Source organism: Lentzea kristufekii (assembly GCF_033949925.1).
Lineage (GTDB): Bacteria > Actinomycetota > Actinomycetes > Mycobacteriales > Pseudonocardiaceae > Lentzea > Lentzea kristufekii.
On the sequence record NZ_JAXAVV010000001.1, the window covers coordinates 510,687 to 530,251 of the forward strand.

Annotated in this window: 21 protein-coding genes; 12 read left to right on the plus strand and 9 right to left on the minus strand. The window is 68.5% G+C overall.

Annotated features, from left to right (window positions below; translation table 11 throughout):
- Positions 1-22 precede the first annotated feature (22 nt).
- Positions 23-1,216, plus strand: coding sequence for an 8-amino-7-oxononanoate synthase (locus SK571_RS02520; protein ID WP_319982364.1), 1,194 nt, complete (start codon positions 23-25; stop codon positions 1,214-1,216).
- Here the strand turns inward: SK571_RS02520 and SK571_RS02525 are convergent.
- Positions 1,170-1,628, minus strand: a complete 459-nt coding sequence (locus SK571_RS02525; RefSeq protein WP_319982365.1) for a GNAT family N-acetyltransferase — start codon at positions 1,626-1,628, stop codon at positions 1,170-1,172. The two genes, SK571_RS02520 and SK571_RS02525, sit on opposite strands and share 47 nt — an antisense overlap.
- Before the next feature lie 13 nt (positions 1,629-1,641).
- On the minus strand, positions 1,642-2,376 hold the full coding sequence (locus tag SK571_RS02530; RefSeq protein ID WP_319982366.1) for a serine protease: 735 nt from the start codon (positions 2,374-2,376) through the stop codon (positions 1,642-1,644).
- Positions 2,377-2,524: 148 nt separating this feature from the next.
- Between SK571_RS02530 and SK571_RS02535 the strand changes: the two genes are divergently transcribed.
- Complete coding sequence (locus SK571_RS02535; protein WP_319982367.1) at positions 2,525-3,133, plus strand: LysE family translocator; 609 nt, start codon at positions 2,525-2,527, stop codon at positions 3,131-3,133.
- Here the strand turns inward: SK571_RS02535 and SK571_RS02540 are convergent.
- Genes SK571_RS02540 through SK571_RS02550 form a run of 3 tightly spaced genes read right to left on the minus strand, consistent with a single transcriptional unit; the run spans position 3,130 to position 5,686 of the window.
- On the minus strand, positions 3,130-3,849 hold the full coding sequence (locus SK571_RS02540) for a S1 family peptidase (RefSeq protein ID WP_319982368.1): 720 nt from the start codon (positions 3,847-3,849) through the stop codon (positions 3,130-3,132). The genes SK571_RS02535 and SK571_RS02540 overlap by 4 nt on opposite strands.
- 22 nt (positions 3,850-3,871) lie before the next feature.
- Entirely contained in the window at positions 3,872-4,648 is a 777-nt protein-coding gene (locus SK571_RS02545) for a S1 family peptidase (RefSeq protein WP_319982369.1), read from the minus strand.
- 15 nt (positions 4,649-4,663) lie between these two features.
- Entirely contained in the window at positions 4,664-5,686 is a 1,023-nt protein-coding gene (locus SK571_RS02550) for a M48 family metallopeptidase (RefSeq protein ID WP_319982370.1), read from the minus strand.
- A gap of 69 nt (positions 5,687-5,755) precedes the next feature.
- Here SK571_RS02550 and SK571_RS02555 point away from each other — a divergent pair, with 69 nt between their 5' ends.
- Genes SK571_RS02555 through SK571_RS02570 form a run of 4 tightly spaced genes read left to right on the plus strand, consistent with a single transcriptional unit; the run spans position 5,756 to position 9,708 of the window.
- Positions 5,756-6,652 carry an alpha/beta hydrolase gene (locus tag SK571_RS02555; protein ID WP_319982371.1) on the plus strand — a complete coding sequence of 299 codons (897 nt, stop codon included), beginning with the start codon at positions 5,756-5,758 and terminating at the stop codon, positions 6,650-6,652.
- 34 nt (positions 6,653-6,686) lie between these two features.
- A complete protein-coding gene (locus SK571_RS02560; protein WP_319982372.1) occupies positions 6,687-8,561 on the plus strand; it encodes an ABC transporter ATP-binding protein in 1,875 nt (624 codons plus the stop codon).
- Entirely contained in the window at positions 8,558-9,193 is a 636-nt protein-coding gene (locus tag SK571_RS02565) for a CatB-related O-acetyltransferase (RefSeq protein WP_319982373.1), read from the plus strand. Before SK571_RS02560 ends, SK571_RS02565 begins: the two co-directional genes overlap by 4 nt.
- Entirely contained in the window at positions 9,190-9,708 is a 519-nt protein-coding gene (locus SK571_RS02570; protein ID WP_319982374.1) for an AAA family ATPase, read from the plus strand. Before SK571_RS02565 ends, SK571_RS02570 begins: the two co-directional genes overlap by 4 nt.
- A 302-nt stretch (positions 9,709-10,010) precedes the next feature.
- Here SK571_RS02570 and SK571_RS02575 read toward each other — a convergent pair whose 3' ends face one another.
- Genes SK571_RS02575 through SK571_RS02585 form a run of 3 tightly spaced genes read right to left on the minus strand, consistent with a single transcriptional unit; the run spans position 10,011 to position 11,046 of the window.
- Positions 10,011-10,574, minus strand: coding sequence for a DUF5753 domain-containing protein (locus SK571_RS02575; protein WP_319982557.1), 564 nt, complete (start codon positions 10,572-10,574; stop codon positions 10,011-10,013).
- 3 nt (positions 10,575-10,577) lie between these two features.
- Positions 10,578-10,859: a helix-turn-helix transcriptional regulator gene (locus SK571_RS02580; protein WP_319982375.1), complete on the minus strand. Its 282-nt coding sequence runs from the start codon at positions 10,857-10,859 to the stop codon at positions 10,578-10,580.
- A 16-nt stretch (positions 10,860-10,875) separates the two neighbouring features.
- The gene (locus tag SK571_RS02585; RefSeq protein WP_319982376.1) at positions 10,876-11,046 is read right to left on the minus strand and encodes a hypothetical protein; all 171 of its coding nucleotides are present in this window, start codon (positions 11,044-11,046) and stop codon (positions 10,876-10,878) included.
- 136 nt (positions 11,047-11,182) lie between these two features.
- Between SK571_RS02585 and SK571_RS02590 the strand changes: the two genes are divergently transcribed.
- The 4 genes from SK571_RS02590 (at position 11,183) to srmL (ending at position 15,545) form a co-directional block, all read left to right on the plus strand.
- Positions 11,183-11,716 (plus strand): GntR family transcriptional regulator, encoded by a 534-nt coding sequence (locus SK571_RS02590; RefSeq protein WP_319982377.1) that lies wholly within the window; start codon positions 11,183-11,185, stop codon positions 11,714-11,716.
- A gap of 33 nt (positions 11,717-11,749) precedes the next feature.
- A complete protein-coding gene (locus SK571_RS02595) occupies positions 11,750-12,472 on the plus strand; it encodes a GntR family transcriptional regulator (RefSeq protein WP_319982378.1) in 723 nt (240 codons plus the stop codon).
- A 41-nt stretch (positions 12,473-12,513) separates the two neighbouring features.
- Entirely contained in the window at positions 12,514-14,394 is a 1,881-nt protein-coding gene (locus SK571_RS02600; protein ID WP_319982379.1) for a patatin-like phospholipase domain-containing protein, read from the plus strand.
- Between the two features lie 122 nt (positions 14,395-14,516).
- Entirely contained in the window at positions 14,517-15,545 is a 1,029-nt protein-coding gene (gene srmL / locus SK571_RS02605) for a PheS-related mystery ligase SrmL (protein ID WP_319982380.1), read from the plus strand.
- Here the strand turns inward: srmL and SK571_RS02610 are convergent.
- On the minus strand, positions 15,518-16,354 hold the full coding sequence (locus SK571_RS02610) for an SAM-dependent methyltransferase (RefSeq protein WP_319982381.1): 837 nt from the start codon (positions 16,352-16,354) through the stop codon (positions 15,518-15,520). The two genes, srmL and SK571_RS02610, sit on opposite strands and share 28 nt — an antisense overlap.
- 46 nt (positions 16,355-16,400) lie before the next feature.
- Here SK571_RS02610 and SK571_RS02615 point away from each other — a divergent pair, with 46 nt between their 5' ends.
- The gene (locus SK571_RS02615; protein ID WP_319982382.1) at positions 16,401-17,111 is read left to right on the plus strand and encodes a cytochrome P450 family protein; all 711 of its coding nucleotides are present in this window, start codon (positions 16,401-16,403) and stop codon (positions 17,109-17,111) included.
- 76 nt (positions 17,112-17,187) lie between these two features.
- Complete coding sequence (lon, locus tag SK571_RS02620) at positions 17,188-19,536, plus strand: endopeptidase La (RefSeq protein WP_319982383.1); 2,349 nt, start codon at positions 17,188-17,190, stop codon at positions 19,534-19,536.
- Positions 19,537-19,565: the final 29 nt, after the last annotated feature.

Sequence of the window (19,565 nt, forward strand, 5' to 3'; positions counted from 1 at the left end):
ATGGGAGACTCGGTCGGTGACCGTGAGCACAACTGAGGTGATTTCCAGCGGTGGTGAGTCGACGCTCGACTGGATCGACGTCCGCTCTGAAGCGCGGGCCAAGGCCGGTCTGAGCCGGCGGCTGCGGCCGCGCACGTCGGACTCGACGGACCTCGACCTCGCGAGCAACGACTACCTGGGCCTCGCCAAGGACAAGCGGGTCGCGGGTGCGGCAGCCGCCGCCACGCTGAAGTGGGGCTCAGGCTCGACGGGATCGCGACTGGTCACGGGCTCGACGGAGCTGCACGCCGAGCTGGAGTTCGAGCTCGCGAACTTCTGCGGCTCGCAGTCGGCGCTGGTGTTCAGCAGCGGGTACATGGCGAACCTCGCCGCGGTCACGGCACTGACGGGCCCCGGCACGGCGATCGTCGCCGACCAGCACATCCACGCCTCCCTGATCGACGGCACGCGCCTGTCCAAGGCCGATGTCGTGGTCGCGGACCACTGCGACGTCGGCAAGGTCCGGCACGCGCTGGAGACCCGCGGCAAGCGGCGCGCCATCGTCGTCACGGACTCGGTGTTCAGCGTCGACGGCGACATCGCCCCGCTGAACGAACTGCACGAGGTGTGCCGCGCGACTGGTGCCGCGCTGGTCGTCGACGACGCGCACGGCCTCGGTGTCGTCGGGCCGGGTGGCCGGGGCGCGGTCGCCGAGGCGGGCATCATCAAGGCGCCGGACGTGATCACCACGCTGACGCTGAGCAAGTCGCTGGGCGCGCAGGGCGGTGCGATCCTCGGCCCGAGCCGGGTGATCAGGCACCTGATCGACACCGCGCGGCCGTTCATCTTCGACACCGGTCTCGCGCCGAGCAGCGTGGCGGCGGCCCTGACGGCGATCAAGATCCTGCGCGAGGAGCCGGACCGTCCCGAGCGGGCGCTGACCGTGGCGCACGACCTGAGCAACCGCCTGAAGGAGGCCGGTTTCCAGGTCAGCACGCCGACCGCGGCCGTCGTGAGCGTCCGGGCGCCCTCGCCGGAGCAGGCGTTCCAGTGGGCCGAGACGTGCCGCACGAGCGGTGTCGTCGTCGGCTGCTTCCGGCCGCCGTCGGTGCCGGACCAGATCAGCAGGCTGCGGCTCACCGCGCGCGCCGATCTGACCGAGGCCGACATCGAGCGCGCGGTGCGCGTGATCAGGGAGAGCGCCGCATCCGCAGGTGTGGAATCCCGTCCTCGATGAACTCGGTGCCCTCGGCGACGAACCCGAACGACGCGTAGAAGTCGGCGACGTACGTCTGCGCGTCGAGCACTGACGGCGTGGTGCCGATGTCCACGAGCGCGGCCTGCATGAGCCGGCGGCTGTAACCGCGGCCGCGGGCCATGCGCGCCGTGGCGACACGTCCGACTCGGAACGTGCCGTCGGGTTCTTCGAGCAGCCGCAGGTAGGCGAGCGGTTCGAGCGTTCCCTCCGTCTCCAGCCAGAAGTGCCGTGTGCCCTGTTCGAGATCACGGCCGTCCACGTCGGCGTAGACGCAGTTCTGCTCCACGACGAAGACGTCCTGGCGCAGCCGCAGGATCGCGTAGAGCTGGGCCGGGCTCAGGTCGAGCCCCCACTGCCGGCGCAGGGTGGCGGGAAACTGTGTGGTTCGCACCTGGTCGTGGATATCAGAAGCCCAGCGTCTGCCGGTAGTTCGCGAGCCGGGTGTAGACACCAGGTTCATCGGGCCGGGCGCAGCCGCGACCGAACGACACGACGCCCGCGAGCCTGCCGCGCACCACGAGCGGCCCGCCCGAGTCGCCGGTGCAGGCGTCCCGGCCACCGCGCCCGGCGCACAGCATCGCGCCCGGCCGGTAGTCCGGTTCCTTCAGCAGGCACTCGGAGTCGGACAGGATCGGCACCGTCACCTTGCGCAGCGACATGGCGGGCGGGCTGTTCTCGGCGGTGCGGCCCCAGCCGAGCACCACGCCGTCGTCACCGACCTCGCCGAGCGCGATCGTCCGGTACGGCAGGGCCTGGGCCAGCGTCAGGACCGCCACGTCGTCGCCCTTGGTGACCTCGACGTACTCGGGGTGCCGCCACACGCTCGCGACCACCGCCTCGACGCCCTCGCCCTTGCTCCGGAGATCCGTGCGGCCGGCGACCACGCGCAACTGCTCGGCGGGACGCTGGTTCTTGCCGAGCACGCCCTTGAGCGTCACGCAGTGCGCGGCGGTCATGACCTTGTCCGGCGCGACGAGCGCGCCGCCGCAGACCAGCTGACCGTCCGTGGTGGTGATCGCCACAACCCACGGGGTGTCGGCCACCCGCGCGGGTGTCCCCCCAACGATCGCATCGGCCGACGTCGCACCGCTGACCAGGGCGATCACCGCCACCAGCACGGCAAAACGCTTACCCCTCACGGACCACTCCTCGTTGCGCCAGGTGGACGATCGGTCACCAACGGTAGCGATCGCGCTAGGACGGCGTCAAAACCGGAGATTCTCGTGTTAGTGTCGCGTTAGGCCGGAGATTTTGCGGTCAGTGGCGTAGATCACGGGGGTATGTACGGTGTTGTTCGACTTCGGCCAGGTTCCGGCCTTTCTCATCGCGTGCGCGGTCGTCATCGTGACCCCCGGCGTGGACGCGTTCCTGCTCCTGCGCACGTCACTGCGGTCCGGCACCCGCGCCGGCCTGCTCGCGCTGGGCGGCATCCACACGGCCGCGGCGGTCCAGGTCGCACTCGTCATCTCGGGCCTCGGGGTGGTGCTCGCGCAGTACCCGATGGTGCTCGCGGCACTGCGCTGGATCGGTGCCGGCTACCTGCTCTACCTGGCGATCTCCATCACGCGCGGGCTCATCAAGCGCACCGGGGACACCCCGGAGGAGGTCATGAGCGCGCGGCCGTTCCGGCAGGGCTTCCTGACCAACATCACGAACCCGAAGATGATCCTGTTCTCGCTGGCGTTCCTGCCACAGTTCATCGGATCGGGTGAACCGGCACCGCAGCTCGCGATGCTCGCGGTCGTGTTCCTCGGACTCGCGGCGGTGTGGGAGCTGATGATCGTGCTGGCGGCATCGCGGGTGGCCGGGAAGCTCAAGCGACCCGGCGTGACGACGGCGCTGGACGCCGTGTGCGCGGCCGTCTTCCTGACGATGTCCGTCGGGCTCGTGCTCTAACTCAAGTACGTCGTGACGCGCGTGTAGACGCCTGGTGCGTTCGGGCGAGCGCAGCCGAGGCCCCACGACACGATGCCCGCCAACCGGCCGTCGATCACGAACGGGCCACCGGAGTCGTCGATGCACGAGCCGATGCCGCCGTCGGGATATCCCGCGCAGAACATGGCCCTGGCGTCGAACTGCGCATACGTCGCGGCGCACTGCTCGTCCGGCACGATCGGGATGTACGCCTTGTGCAGCAACGGACTCTTGTTCGTGTCGTTCTCCGCCTGCCTGCCCCAGCCGTACACGGTGCCGACGCTGCCGCTCATGTGCACACCGGGCGCGGCGACCGGCAACGACCGGTACGGCATCGGCTCGACGAGCGTCAGCACCGCGATGTCCTTGCCGCGCGAGGGCGCCGAGTAGCCGTCGACCAGCCGGTACGACGCGGCGACCGAGGTGGAACCGCCGTCGGTGAGCAGGTCGAGCCGGCCACCGACGACGGTGATCGAGCCGGGCGTGCGGCCTTGGACGCAGTGCGCCGCCGTGACGACCCACCGGGAGCCGAGGAGCGCCCCGCCGCAGAACTGCCGGCCCGACGACGTGGTCAGGGCCACCATCCACGGCGCCTCGTCCGGGTCGTCGACCACGACGCCGCCGACGATCCTGGGAGCACCGTGAGCCGGGATCACCGTGAGCACGAGCAGGGCCAGAACCGCCGCCGGCAGTCGCATGTCACCACTGAACCCAGGTGGTCTACGGGTCGACAACCCCAGGCGCCGAAGCATCCACGACCGAGTGAAGCTCCTTGGCGTAGCGGGAGATCCGGACGTACACGCCCGGCTTGTTCCTGCGCGCGCAGCCCTCGCCCCACGACGTGACGCCGACGAGCTTGCCGTCCACCACGATCGGGCCGCCCGAGTCGCCCTGGCAGGTGTCGACCTTGCCGCCCTCGTACCCGGCGCAGAACATGTCCGCCTTCACGAACTGCGGGTAGGTGTCCACGCAGAACTCGTCCGGCAGCACCGGCACGCTGGCCTGCATGAGGAAGCGGGACGTCTTGCCGTTCTCGGACGTGCGCCCCCAGCCGAGCGCGCGCAGCATCGTGCCGGGCTGGTAAAGCGCCCGATCGGACAGTTCGGCGAAGGGCAGCGGCTCGTACGGCAGCGCGCCCTTCAGGGTGAGGACGGCGATGTCCTCGCCCTCGTCCGCGGAGACGTACTGCTGGTGGATCCAGATCTTCGTGACGGTGGCCGTCACCCCGGCCCTGCGGTCCTGCTTGTCCTCGCGACCGGCGACGACCTGCAGGTCCTTCGGCGAACGGCCGAGCGCGCAGTGGGCGGCGGTGAGCACCTTCGACGGTGCGACGATCGTGCCGCCGCAGAACTGGGCACCGCGGTCGTCGACCAGGTAGACGGCCCACGGATTGGCCTGGATGGAAGCCCGCTCGCCGCCAACGACCTGTTCGTTGGCGGCGGCGGTGCCCGTTGCGGCGAGCATTGCGGAGAGAACCAACACCAGGAGTCGTCTCATGACTCCAGATGGTAGCTACTCCGCTGAGCCGTTCGGAGCAACCTTGCTCCAGAGCTTTCCGGCCGCGCCCATGACCGACTCGCCGATGTCGTTGATCGTCTTGATCAGCGGGTCGGCGGAGTTGTTCATGGACTCCTTGTACGACCGGGCGGCGCCCTTGATGTCGTCGGTGAGGTTGGTCGTCGGCCGATCGTCCTCGCGGCGCGCGTACGTGCCGGTCAGGATCTCGCGGTAGTCCTCGCTCGCGGACCAGCGCTGCAGCTCGGCGGCCCGCACCACGACCAGCGGGTGCGTGCGGTGCTCGGTGTGCAGGAGCTTCAGGAGGCTGTCGCGGATGTCCTCGACCTCCTCGTACTCCCTGGCCTGGGCGAGGAACGACGCGATGTCGACCTGACCACCCAGGTCGCCCGCCAGCGCGAGGTGCGTGCGCAGCGCGGCCTGCGGGTCCTGGCAGGCGAGCAGGCCGGCCCGGTCGCAGGAGAGTTCGGTCTTGCGCTGCCACTCGCGCAACGCCGCGATGACCGCGCGCATCGCGATCGCGCCCGCGGGCACCCACGCGAAGGACGTGGTCAGGTCGATCAGCCGGCGCAGCAGCGTGTTGTACAGCGCGTGGCCCGACATCGCGTGGCCCATCTCGTGACCGATCAGGAAGCGCAGCGACTCGTTGTCGAGCAGGTCGACCGAGCCGGTGCTGATCACGATGAACGGCTTGTCGATGCCGTAGGTGTAGCCGTACGCCTGGGCGTTGCGCTCGACGAAGAGCTCGGGCACCTCGGCGAGGTCGAACGTCGCCGCCACCTCGTTGCGGATGCGGTCGAGCTGCGGGTACTGCTTCGGACCCACCCGGACGGAGGACGCCACCTGAAGCAGGCGCTCACCCCGCTCGGTGAAGGCTCCGGCGACCGCCTTGAGGATCGGTGCCACGGCGGGCACCGCCCTCAGCACCGCGAGGGCGCCTCGGTCGGCAGGATGCTCATAGGCGCGTGGGCTGATGCCCGGGAACCGCACCCTCGATGATTGCTCAATATCCCCCGTCACTCCCCCAGGTTAGACACGATCCGGACAAGGCTGCACGGAATCGGTGCTGGACCGTTGCAGACTTGCCCGGTGAGCAGCGACGAAGACACCACAGTTCTGCCGTTGCGCGGCGGAGCCTCAGCGACCCTGGTCCGCAGGCGGGCCGCGGCCAACGACCGCGGCGCGATCCTCTACGTGCACGGTTTCGCGGACTACTTCTTCCAGGAGCACGTGGCCGAGCACTACACGGCCCAGGGTTACGACTTCTACGCCGTCGACCTGCGCGGATACGGCCGGTCGCTGCGGGACGGCGAGGTGCCGAACTACACGACCGACATGGCCGTGTACTTCGAGGAGATCGACGCGGCGATCGCCGTCATTCGTGAAGAGCACTCGCGTGTGGTCCTCATGGGTCACTCGACCGGTGGCCTCACCACATCGTTGTGGGCACACGAACGACGCTCCAGCGACCTCATCGACGCGTTGGTGCTCAACAGTCCATGGCTGGACGTCGTCGAGCCACCGCTCATGCGGCAGGTCGTGAAGCTGATCGGCGGCATCGCGCCGAAGATGAAGATCCGCGCGAACCTCGGTGAGGCGTACGGGGCCGCGATCCACAACTCGCGCAACGGCGAGTGGGACTTCGACCTGAAGTGGAAGCCGCTCGCGGGCTTCCCCGTGCTGGCCGGGTGGATCCGCGCGGTGCTGGTGGCGCAGGAGAAGGTCCACAAGGGACTGGACGTGCGGGTGCCGGTGCTGGTGCTGCACTCCGACAAGAGCATGTTGAACGCTCGCGAGTGGAGCGAGGACGTCTCGAAGGCGGACGCCGTGCTCGACGTCGAGGGAATGCGCAAATGGGGCCCGAAGATCGGATCATCGGTCAAGGTCGTGGAGATCAAGGCCGGCATGCACGACCTCTTCCTGTCGCCTGAGCCAGTGCGTGCGGCGGCTCTCGCCGAGGTCGACGAGTTCCTGAAAACAGCTTGACCTCGTTGTAGGTCGAGGTTCGAGACTGGTCGTCATGAACATCGACTTCAACGCCTGGTACGCGCTCGAAAGCGCGATGCAGGACGAGAAGAACCGTCGCGTGAGCCGGGCGACGTTGAAGCGTGTCGCCCGGTTCGCCCACCCGCAACGCCGTGCCGTGTACGCGTTGCTCGCCACCAGCGCGGTCGCGGCCGTGCTCGCGGTGGCCTCCCCGGTGCTGGCCGGACGGGTCGTCGACACCATCATCGGCGGCCGCGACTTCGGTCTGGTCGTGTGGCTCGCGCTGGCGATCGCCGGCGTGGCGGTGCTGGAGGCCGGGTTCTCGCTGGCCGAGCGGTGGCAGTCGTCGCGGGTGGGCGAGGACCTGATCCTGCGGCTGCGCCAAGCCGTCTTCGACCACGTGCAACGGATGCCGATCGCGTTCTTCACCCGCACGCGCACCGGTGCGCTGGTGTCGCGGCTGAACAACGACGTGATCGCGGCGCAGCGGGCGTTCTCCGAGACGATCTCCGGCGTCGTCACGAACGTCATCGCCCTCGTTCTCACCCTGATCGTGATGCTGACGCTGTCCTGGCAGGTCACGGTGCTCGCGATGGCGCTGCTGCCGATCTTCCTGATCCCGGCGCGCCGGATGGGCAAGCGCTTGGCGTCCATGCACCGAGAGGCCGCGAACCTCGACTCGGCGATGACGACCCAGATGACCGAGCGGTTCTCCGCGCCGGGCGCGACGCTGATCAAGCTGTTCGGCCGGCCTTCCATCGAGAGCGCCGAGTTCGGGTCGCGGGCACGGCGGGTGCGCGACATCGGTGTGCGGACCGCGGTGGCGCAGTGGCTGTTCCTGGTGGCGTTGACCCTGGTGTCGTCACTGGCGCTGGCGCTGGTCTACGGCCTGGGCGGGTACTTCGTGTTCGCCGGGGAGATGGCACCGGGCACGATCGTGACGCTCGCGCTGCTGCTGACGAGGCTGTACGCGCCGTTGACGGCGTTGGCCGGCGCACGGGTGGACGTGATGACGGCGCTGGTGTCGTTCGAGCGCGTCTTCGAGGTGCTGGACCTGCCGCCGCTGATCAAGGAGAAGCCCTCGCCCGTCGCCGTGCCCGAGGGACCGGTGTCCGTCGAGTTCTCGGACGTGAAGTTCGCCTACCCGTCCGCGGACAAGGTGTCGCTGGCGTCGCTGGAGGAGGTGGCGTCGCTCGACACCCGCGGCGGTGAGGAGATCCTGGGCGGGGTGTCGTTCGTCGCCGAGCCCGGTTCGCTGATCGCGCTGGTCGGTGCGTCGGGTGCGGGCAAGTCGACGATCGCCTCGCTGGTGCCCCGTCTCTACGACGCGGACTCCGGCGCCGTGCGGCTGTCCGGTGTGGACGTTCGCGACCTGTCGTTCGACTCGATCCGCGAGACCGTGGGCATGGTGACGCAGGACGGGCACCTGTTCCACGAGTCGATCGGCGCGAACCTGCGGCTCGCCGCCCCCACGGCCACGGACGAGGAGATCTGGGACGCGCTGACCCGTGCCCGGCTCGCGGACCTGGTGTCGTCGCTGCCGGATCAGTTGGACACCGTCGTCGGCGAACGCGGCTACCGTCTGTCGGGTGGCGAACGGCAACGGCTGACCATCGCGCGGTTGCTGCTGGCCAAGCCCCGCGTGGTGATCCTGGACGAGGCGACCGCGCACCTGGACTCGCGATCGGAGGCCGCCGTGCAGGAGGCGCTGGTCGAGGCGCTCGCCGGCCGGACGTCACTGGTGATCGCGCACCGGCTCTCGACCATCCGGGCGGCGAACCAGATCCTGGTCGTGGACAAGGGGCAGATCGTCGAACGTGGTACGCATGAAGCGTTGCTGGCCCTGGAAGGCCACTACGCCAAGCTGTACCGCACTCAGTTCAGTGAAGAGCCGATCGGAGCACCGTGACCATCCCCTCGCCCGACAACCTCTACCCGTTGCCGGACTACGCGCGCACGGTGCTGCTCAAGCCGTTGGTGAAGAACCCGCAGATCGAGATCGGCGAGTACACCTACTACGACGATCCGCACCACGCCACGGAGTTCGAGCAGCGCAACGTGCTCTACAACTACGGCGCGGAGAAGCTGGTCATCGGGCGCTACTGCGCGCTGGCGGAAGGCGTCCGGTTCATCATGTCCGGCGCCAACCACAGCATGGCGGGCGTGTCGACGTTCCCGTTCACGATCTTCGGCGGCGTCTGGGGCGAGAAGACACTGGACATCGCGCTGGGAGCACCGAGCCGTGGCGACACTGTGGTGGGCAACGACGTCTGGATCGGCTACAACGCGGTGATCATGCCGGGCGTGCGGATCGGCAACGGCGCGATCGTCGCCGCCGGTTCCGTGGTGGTGTCGGACGTTCCCGCGTACGGCATCGTCGGCGGCAACCCCGCGAAGCTGCTGAAGACGCGCTACAGCGACTCCGACGTCGCACTGCTGGAACGCATCGCGTGGTGGGACTGGCCGGTGGAGAAGGTGACGGAACACGTTCGCGTGATCATGGCCGGCACGCCCGCCGAACTCGCCGCGGTCGCTCCGTGAAGGCACTGCTGATCACGGGCCCGGTCGGGGTCGGCAAGACGACGGTGGCGGGGGCCGTCGGCGCACGACTCGTCGAAGCGAAGGTCCCGCACGCCGTCATCGACCTCGACCGGCTGTCGGCGTGCTGGCCCGCACCGGCCGACGACCCGTTCCACCTCGAACTGCAGCTGCGGAACCTTCAAGCCGTGGTGCGCAACTACGTCGACGCAGGCGTGCACCGCATCGTGCTCGCGGGAGTGGTGGAGAGCCGGGCCGACCGCGAACGGTACGCCGAGGTCGTCGGCGCGAAGCTCAACGTCTGCCGGCTGAAGGCGGACCTGTCCGTCATCCACCGGCGGCTGGCGGCGCGGCACCACGACGAGACCGGGCTGCGGTGGCACCTGAACCGGGCCGAGGAGCTGGAGATGCTCTTCAGCGCCACCTGGATCGAGGACTTCGTGGTCTCCGCGGACCAGCCGGTGGCCGAGGTGGCGCAGGACGTGATCTCGTGGTGGCTGGCCGCAGAACGGTCGTGACTCGGTTCGGCTACTGAGGTTGAAGGATCAGGGTGTCGCGACGAACCGGTGGCCGGGACGAGACCTGTCTCGCTCGTCGTCTCGGCCTGATCCACAGTTGGTCGAACATCGGCGACGGTTCGCCGAAGCCGGTCAGGGCGCGTGAGAGCGCTGTTATGCCTGATTGCGGCGGAGTTGGTTGCATGTAGGGTGATCAGCAAACGTTTGCGTTTGTCCTGGACTACCGCCAACTGCGGACGTCCGAACTGCGGCGCACGCTCCACGATCCAATCGGTATCGAGCCGGACCCTGGCGTTTCAACCTCAGTAGTTCACACAGAGGTTCTCGTACAGGCGGACCATCAATTCCTTGGAGGCGTCCACGTCCAAGGCATCGTCGTCGAGTGCACGAATGACCCTCTCGTAGCCCTCGATCGCGGCGTCTGCCTCAGCGAAGAGACTGGAGTTCTCGGTTTCCACCCAGATCAGCGGCTCATACTTGGCGAACGTCAACCGCGTGAAAGGCCCAGCCAACCCGGCATGAGCGCCGTTAGCCGCAGGCACGATCCGGACAGTGATGTTCTGACGGTTGGCCATGAACATCAGGTGCAGCACCTGCGCCGATTGCACCTCAGCACCGCCGACCATGAGACGCAGTGCCAGCTCGTGGATGACGAACGTGCTTTTCACGACGTTCTGAAGCAGCTCCTGCATCGCAAGCCGTGCCTGCACTCGCGCCTCCAGTTCGTCCCCCGAAGCGGTGGACGACGCATGCAAGACCGCTCGCATGTAGTCGCTCGTCTGCAGGAAGAGCGGCACCATGTGGGTGTGCCAGCAAGTCATCGTCGCTGCCGCATTCAAATGCTCGACGACCGTGCGAAGTCTGATCGGCTAGCACGCGCCGTGCTGCTGCCACCATCCCCGAACATCCTTCTCGGGGTAGAGCGAAAGCAGGTGCGTGACCTCGTCCGGCTTCGCCCGGCAAACGCCGAGCAGCAGAGCGACCTCGCGTTGATCGGCACCGCCTCTGCCGTTCATGAGGTTCGATATCTTGGCCTCGTCCCAGTCGAGGATTTCGGCGGCCTCGCGCGATGTCAGGCCGGCTGAAGCGAGCGCTTCTCTCAGTCCTGCACCGAACTCCCGACCACGCGCCGTCGAGACTCTCCTCGGCATGACCAGTTCCCCGATCTCATCGAGCCCTTGCAACCGCTTGGCGGAACACGAGCAGACCTTCCACCGCAGCGTTCGCCTCTTCGCAGTCCAGCGCCGACGTGACCACCACAACAGCTCTGGCCAGCACCACGACTTGCGAACGAGTCAGATGCACGACAACGGGAACCACATCGTCAACGCTCGCCATGATCGGCCCCCTTCCTCGGGCAACCTTACTGCGATATTCGAAAGGCAGCAACATACAGCCGCAGTGAACCTTGCCGCCTTACGACTAAAGTCAATGGTGGGACCACAGCCAGCTACCGGACTGAGGGAGTCGGACGATGACGAACACCGGCCCGTGGACCAGCGTGTCGATGCCTTACGTGAGCGGTCGGCCTGGCGATGTCTGGGTTGCGGAAGCCACAGCACAAGGCGGCATCGGGACCCAGAAGCTGATCAGCGTGGACCGCGTGCCCGCTTCGGCGGAAATCGCCAGCATGCTCGGCTTGACCTCGAACGATCCGGTGGTCGTGAGACGCCGTCTCATGCTCTTCGACGATCATCCCGTCGAAATCACCGACTCGTACTACCCCGCGACCATCGCCCAGGGCACCCGGCTGGCAGAGGCGCGCAAGATCCCCGGCGGCGCAGTCGCCCTCCTGACCGAACTCGGCCACCCGCCTCGTCATGTCCGCGAGGACGTCAGCGCACGTCTGGCCACCCTCGATGAACAAGCCGCGCTGCGACTCGACGCCCAGTCCTGCGTGTTGCTGCTCGCACGCACTTTGTTCACAGAGAATGATCTCCCCGTCGAAGCCAGCGTCATGACGATGACCGCAGACGGGCGACGGCTCCGCTACGAGCTGACACCGTGACCGCCATGACGATCGCACCAAAGAGGAGCCGGTTTGCCCCGCGCACGTGACCTCCGGCCCCGACACCAGCAGATCGCGGCAGATTTGCGCGATCTCATCATGCGTGGCGACCTGGGTCCGGGTACGCAGCTGCCGTCGACCTCCCAACTCGTCGCGCGGTACGGCGCGGCGAACGCGACCATCCAGCACGCACTGAAGTCCTTGAAGGACGAAGGCTTCCTCGACAGCCGTGTCGGCAAGGGTGTCTACGTGCGTGACCGGCAGCCTCTTGTGGTCGACGCCGCCGCATACATCGCGCCCGCCCCAGGCAGTTTCCGTTATCAGCTGCTCGCCGTCACAACCGCGGTCCCGCCCGCCGACGTCGTTGACGGACTGCGACTCGATCCGGGTACGGCGACCGTCGTCCGCAACAGGATCCTCTTCCACGACGACCAGCCAGTGGAGTTGTCCTCGTCGTACTACCCGGCCGAGATCGCGGCCGGCACCACTCTCGCCAGACCCGCGAAGATCCGCGGTGGTGCTCCTCAGGTGCTCGCCGAACTCGGCTTTCCACAGAGGTCCTTCGTGGACCGGATCTCGGCACGCCCGCCGACCGTGGAGGAGACCGAGGCTCTCGACCTTCCGGACGGAACTCCGGTGATCCGCCAGCTTCGGGTCATCCACAGCGACGGGGGACGCCCCGTCGAGGCGTCCGTTCTCATCAAGGGCGCGCATCGCTACGAGCTTCTCTATCGCCAGACCGTGGCGTCCGAGTGAATTTTTCCGCCAGATCACGCTGATCGCGCGATCATCGGCACATGGAGTACGACCGCTACTGCGACCTGACCATGCGGGGCGGCACGACCAGCGGAGTCGTGTACCCCCTCGCGGTCGCCTCGCTGGCCCGCCACTACGAGTTCAGGCAGATCGGTGGCGCGTCCGCCGGAGCGATCGCCGCGGGGTTCACGGCCGCCGCCGAACGCGGGCGCGCCTCGGGTGGCTTCGAGAAGCTGGCCGGGCTGATCGACTGGTTCACGTCCGGGTCGGGCGCTGAGCGGTGGCGGATGGCGCAGTTGTTCCAGCCCGGCGAGAAGACCCGTGCGCTGTACCGGATCGTCGTCGCGTCCATGCAGAAGCGGGAGACGACGGGGCGTAGCGCGATCTCGTGCCTGTTCTTCGCGTTGCTCGGTGCGGTGGGGCTGCGGGCGAAGTCCGTGCTGGCGCTGATGGCGTTGCTGTGGCTGGGCGGGCCCGTGCTGTTCTCGGCGTGGCTCGCGCCGTCGGTGTATCCGGGTTGGCTCGCAGCGGTGGTCGTCGTGGTGGCGTTGGCGTGCCTGGTGATCGTGCTGTGGCCGTTGCGGTCGAGTCTGCCCTGGCCTGCCTGGGTGTTCGTGGTGGTGCCACTCGTTCTGGGGCTGGCGTTCTCCCGCCACCACGCGACGGCGGCGATCGTGCTGCTGGTGTGGCTGGTGCTGTCGCTGGCGGCCGTCAGCGCGCTGATCGTCACGTACGGGTACGCGATGCAGCGGTTCCTGGCGAACAACGCGCGGTCCATCCACTTCGGACTCGTGCCCGGCACGGGTGACTTCAGGCCTTCGTGGCTCGACCGCCTGGCGGGCGTGCCGAAGTCGACGGGTGTGCCGCCGCTGGCCGACTGGATCGCCGACCAGCTCGACGACATCGCGGGCACGTCCGAAGCGTTGACGTTCGGCGACCTCGAGGACATCAACCTCGTCCTGATGACGACCGACCTGTCCGAGGGACGGCCGTACCGGTTGCCGTTCAAGGAAGAGTGGCAGTACTGCGAGGAGTGTCTCGGCTACGTGCTGCCGCGCCGGGTGGTCGAGCAGCTGAACGGGCGCGAGACGGCCACCAGGTGCCCGCTGCACGAGCACATGCCGTTGCGGGACCTGCCCTCCAGGGACCAGCTGCCGGTCGTGCTCGCCGTGCGGATGTCGCTGTCGTTCCCCGGCCTGATCGCCGCCGTGCCGCTGTGCCGGGACGGGCGCGTGCACTGGTTCTCCGACGGCGGCATCACCAGCAACTTCCCGATCCACTTCTTCGACGCGCTGCTGCCGCGCTGGCCCACGTTCGGCCTGAGCCTGCAGCCCTACCCGAACGGCGACACGACCGAGGTGTGGCTGCCGGAACAGGACGCGTCGGCCTCGGGCACGCCCTACTCGTCGATCGGTTCCGTGCCGCGGTTCCTCGTGTCCATCCTGAACACGTTCCTGGACTGGCGCGACACCATGCAGTCGGCGCTGCCCGGCTACCGGGGCCGCATCGCGCACGTGCGCCAGTCGGCCGACGAGGGCGGCTCGAACCTGTTCATGCCGCCGGCCACGATCCGGAAGCTCGCGCTGCGCGGCCGGCGGGCCGGCGACCTGTTGCGCGAACGCTTCCAGCAGCAGCAGAACACCGACCGCTACCGCTGGATCCGGCTGCGCATCGCGCTGCGCGAGTACCAGGACCTCGGTGCTCAGGCAGCCGACCGCGACGCGCAGTACGAGGAGCTGTTGCAGCGGTTCGAGATCCCCGAGGAACTGCACGACTGGTTCCGCACTCCCCCGGCCGACGGTGATCCGTTCCGGGCCGGGATCGAGGTCGCGCTGGACCACGTCGGGCGGCTCAAGGACGACGGGCCGTTCGACGGGGTGCCGCCGGTCGATCCGGATTTGCGGCTGACGCCTCCCGAGTAGGCGCGCTAGCCTGGTCCCGTGACGCGATTTAGCCACCCCCGACCCGCGTGGGTGGCGCGCGCCTGAAATTCCCGTCGGTCGGGGGACTCCGCACCCACTCGGCCAGAAGAAACGGGAAACCCATGTACCGCACCGAAGAACTCGTGCACGCCCTGAACGTCCGCGATCTCACCGATCCCGCGCAGGGCCCGCACGCCGTGCAGCTCCTGATCGCCGGCCTCGAAGCCGTGCTGGACCACCCGCGGGAGGTCCGCCACCACCCGCTCGTCCCGGTCGAGCACAACTACGAGCACCTCGGCTACCCGCGCGACGCGATCACCCGCGACGCCCGGTACACCAGGTACGTCAGCGAGACCTGCATGCTGCGCAGCCACACCACGGCGATGATCCCGCCCGCGCTCAGGACCGCGTCCCCGGACGTGACGTTGCTCTGCCCCGGCCTCGTCTACCGCCGCGACACAGTCGACCGCCTGCACACCGGCACACCGCACCAGCTCGACGTCTGGCGGATCAGCACCGCCCCGGAACCGCTCGACGACCTGATCCACACGGTCGTCACCACCCTGTTGCCCGGAAGGCGTTATCGCACGATCGACGCCGAACACCCGTACACCACGCACGGCAAGCAGATCGACGTCGAGCACGACGGCCAGTGGGTCGAAGTCGGTGAATGCGGACGAGCCGCGCGACATGTGCTGAAACACCACCCGCACGGCCTGGCGATGGGCCTCGGCCTGGACCGGATCCTGATGCTGCGCAAGGGAATCCCGGACATCCGCCTGCTGCGCAACCCCGACCCGCGCATCAGCGCGCAGATGCTGGACCTCACCGAGTACCGGCCGATCTCCCGGCACCCGGCCGCGATCAGGGACGTCTCGATCATGGCGGGCAACGAGGACGACGCCGAGACGCTGGGCGACCGGATCCGCGCGCTGGTGCCCGAGGACGTCGTCGAGGAGATCGAGATCCTCAGCGAGACGCCGTCGGAACAACTGCCGGAGCACGTTCAGCAGAGGCTGGACGCGAGGCCGGGCCAGAAGAACGTGCTCATCCGCGTGACGATGAGGGCGCCGGAACGCACCCTCACCGACCGCGAAACGAACGAGATCAGGGACAGGCTGCTTCAGGGCTTGCGGGCGACAGCTCCGTAGATGCCCACGTGGGCCTCGTCGAAGGAGTCCGGGCGCCAGTCGTTGACCGCGACCACGCCCGGCTCCAGCATCTCCATGCCCTCGAAGAACCGCATCACCTCGGCGTGCGTGCGCATCGTGAGCTTGTTGTCCGAGTTGCTGTAGATCTTGGCGACCTCACGGGCCTCGGCGAGCTCCTCGTCGCTGAGGGTGTCCCACGTGGCGTGGGTGATGGCGAGGTACGAGCCGGACGGCAGGTCGGCCATGTACTGGGCGATGGCCTCGTACGGGCTGTCGGTGTCCGGGACGAAGTGCAGCGCGGCGATGACCAGCACACCGACCGGGCGGGAGAAGTCGAGCGTCTCGCGGGCGGCGGCGAGGACCGTGGAGGTCGCGCGGAGGTCGGCGAGGATCGCGGTGGCGTTGTGGTTGTCGGCCAGCAGGGCGTTGCTGTGCGAGACGGCGACCGGCTCGAAGTCGACGTAGACGACGCGGGCGTCCGGGTTGTCGTGCTGGGCGATCTCGTGGACGTTGCCCACGGTCGGGATGCCGGAACCCAGGTCGAGGAACTGGTCGACGCCCTCCGTCATCAGGTGGCGGACGACCCGGCGCAGGAACGAGCGGTTCGCCTGCGCGCTCTGGGCGACGCCGGGGAAGATCTGCTCCACCTGCTTGGCGGCGGCGCGGTCGGCTTCGAAGTTGTGCGAGCCGCCCAGGTAGTAGTCGTACATCCGAGCCACGCTCGGACGCGTGACGTCGACCGTGGACGGGACCCACTTCAGCTCTTCCATCACGTGCGCATCCTCCGTTGTCTCCGCACGGGTGTCCACCGCCACACCTCCGAACCGAGATGGTTTCGGTCACGTGTGGAGAACCATGCACTCGAGCACTGCTGAACGCCACGCGAGGTTCCGCCTTCTCAGGGAACGCTCGCCGGTGCACTTCGACGCCGATATCGGTGGGTGGTGCATCACCCGTTACGACGACGTGCTCACAGTGCTCGGCATCGATTCCGGTGATCCGGAACCGCTACCCAAACGGGTGATCGCGCACGCGGTGAAGCTCGCCCGGCCGGTGATCACCCTGAGCGCCCTCGAAATGCTCGACGCCGACGACACCCAGTTCGCGCAATCGGTTGCGGCGACGGCGGCGGAGGCGTTCACGCTCGCGCACGGGGCGGAGGCGTTCGCGGCCGGCACCCTGGCCACCACCCAGACGTTTCTCGTCAACGCGTTGCGCGCACTGCGCGACCACCCTGATCAGGCCGAACTACTCAGGACCACCCCGGAACTCGCCAGGGACGCCGCCGAGGAGCTGCTGCGGTTCGACACCCCGATCCCCGTCGCTCCCGCCCGCCGGACGCCCGGCCCGGTCGTGCTGAGCGGGCGTACGGTCGAAGCAGGCGAGGTGCTCGTGCCGGTCGTCGCGGCGGCCAACCGGTGTTCGGTGAGATTTCCGGGTGGCGACCGCCTCGACCTGCGCCGCAGGCCCGTCGGCGTGCTGGCCGCGTGCCCCACGAGCACCGCGCTCGCCCGCGTGACCGGCGAGATCGCGCTGGTCAGACGCCTACGGGCAGGTGCTCGCTGACAGCGAACACGGCAGGGGAACACCGACCCACTCCATTTGGTTGAGCGGTACAGACTCAACTTTGGAGGGTGACGAGATGGGCGAGACTCTGGCCCTGCCGGTTCTGCCGCTGGACGACGTCGTGGTGCTGCCCGGCATGGTGGTGCCGATCCGCATCTCCGGTGCGGACGCGAGCGCCGAGGCCCGTGCGGCCGTGGACGCGGCTACGACCGCGGCAAATCATCAAGTGCTCCTCGTCCCCCGGCTGGACGGGAAGTACGCAGCCGTGGGCACGTTGGCCGAGATCGAACAGGTCGGCCGCCTGCCCGGTGGCGAACGCGCCGCCGTCGTGCGCGGCACCAAGCGCGTGCGCATCGGCACGGGCACCACGGGGCCGGGTGCGGCGCTGTGGGTCAACGCGACGATCGCGGACGACTCCCCGATCACCGACCGGACCAGGGAGCTCGCGAAGCAGTACCGCGCTCTCGTGACGAACATCCTGCAGACGCGTGGCGCGTGGCAGATGGTCGACTCGGTGCAGCAGATCAGCGACCCGTCCGCGCTGGCAGATCTCGCGGGCTACGCCTCCTACCTCGACGACCAGCAGAAGATCTGGCTGCTGGAGACGAGCGATGTCACCACCCGGCTGGAGAAGCTGGTGGAGTGGGGTCAGGCGCACCTGACCGAGCTCGACGTCAACGAGACGATCGCGAAGGACGTCAAGGAAGGCGTCGAGAAGCAGCAGCGGGAGTTCCTGCTGCGCCAGCAGATGGCCGCGATCCGCAAGGAACTGGCCGAGCTCGACGGCAAGCCGGCGACCGAGCAGGAGGACTACCGCGCCCGCGTCGAGGCGGCGGACCTGCCGGAGAAGGTCGCGAAGGCCGCGCTGGCCGAGGTCGACAAGCTGGAGCGGACCTCCGAGCAGTCGCCCGAGGTGGGCTGGATCCGGACGTGGCTCGACACCGTCCTCGAAATGCCGTGGAACTCCCGGACCGAGGACTCCTACGACATCAAGGCGGCGCGCGAGATCCTCGACGCCGATCACGCGGGCCTCGACGACGTGAAGCAGCGCATCACCGAGTACCTCGCCGTGCGCAAGCGCCGTGCCGACCGCGGCATGGGCGTCGTGGGCGGCCGTCGGTCGGGCGCCGTGCTCGCGCTGACGGGCCCTCCCGGCGTCGGCAAGACGTCGCTCGGTGAGTCCGTGGCACGGGCGATGGGCCGCAAGTTCGTGCGTGTCGCCCTGGGCGGCGTGCGCGACGAGGCCGAGATCCGCGGCCACCGCCGCACGTACGTCGGCGCGTTGCCGGGCCGGATCGTCCGCGCGATCAGCGAGGCCGGTTCGATGAACCCGGTCGTGCTGCTCGACGAGATCGACAAGGTGGGCTCCGACTACCGCGGCGACCCGACGGCGGCGTTGCTGGAGGTGCTGGACCCGGCGCAGAACCACACGTTCCGCGACCACTACCTGGAGGTCGAGCTCGACCTCTCGGACGTGGTGTTCCTCGCGACCGCGAACGTGCTGGAGTCGATCCCGGCGCCGTTGCTCGACCGCATGGAACTCGTGCAGCTCGACGGCTACACCGAGGACGAGAAGGTCACGATCGCCAGCGGTCACCTGCTGCCGCGCCAGATCGAACGCGCCGGCCTCACGCCTGAGGACGTCACGTTCGAAAAGCCCGCGCTGCACCAGCTCGCGAGCGAGTACACGCGGGAAGCCGGTGTGCGGCAACTGGAACGGGCCCTCTCGCGCATCCTGCGCAAGGTGACCGCGAAGGTCGCCCTGGGCGAGGAGGAACTGCCGATCACGGTCGACCAGCCGTCGCTGAAGTCGTACCTGGGCAGCCCGAAGAACACGCCCGAGTCGGCGGAACGCACGTCCGTCCCCGGCGTGGCAACGGGTCTGGCCGTGACGGGTGTCGGTGGCGACGTGCTGTTCATCGAGGCCTCGCTGGCCCCGAAGGACACCGGCGCGTCCGGCGTGACGCTGACCGGCCAGCTGGGCGACGTGATGAAGGAGTCCGCGCAGATCGCGTTGTCGTACCTGCGTTCGCACGACCAGAAGGCCGCGGCGCTGGCCGACCGGGGAGTGCACATCCACGTCCCGGCGGGTGCGGTGCCGAAGGACGGTCCGTCCGCGGGCGTCACGATGACGACGGCACTGGCATCGCTGCTCTCGGGCCGCCCGGTGCGCTCCGACGTGGCGATGACGGGCGAGATCTCGTTGACCGGCCGGGTGTTGCCGATCGGTGGCGTGAAGCAGAAGCTGCTGGCCGCTCACCGTGCGGGCATCACGACCGTGCTGCTGCCACAGCGCAACGAGCCGGACCTGGACGACGTGCCGGAGTCGGTGCGTGAGCAGCTGACGGTGCACTTCGTCTCGGACGTGACCCAGGTGCTGGAGCACGCACTCTCGAATGAGACCGTCGCAACCGCAGCGGCGTAACGGAACAGACCCCTCGTGGGGCAGCAGCG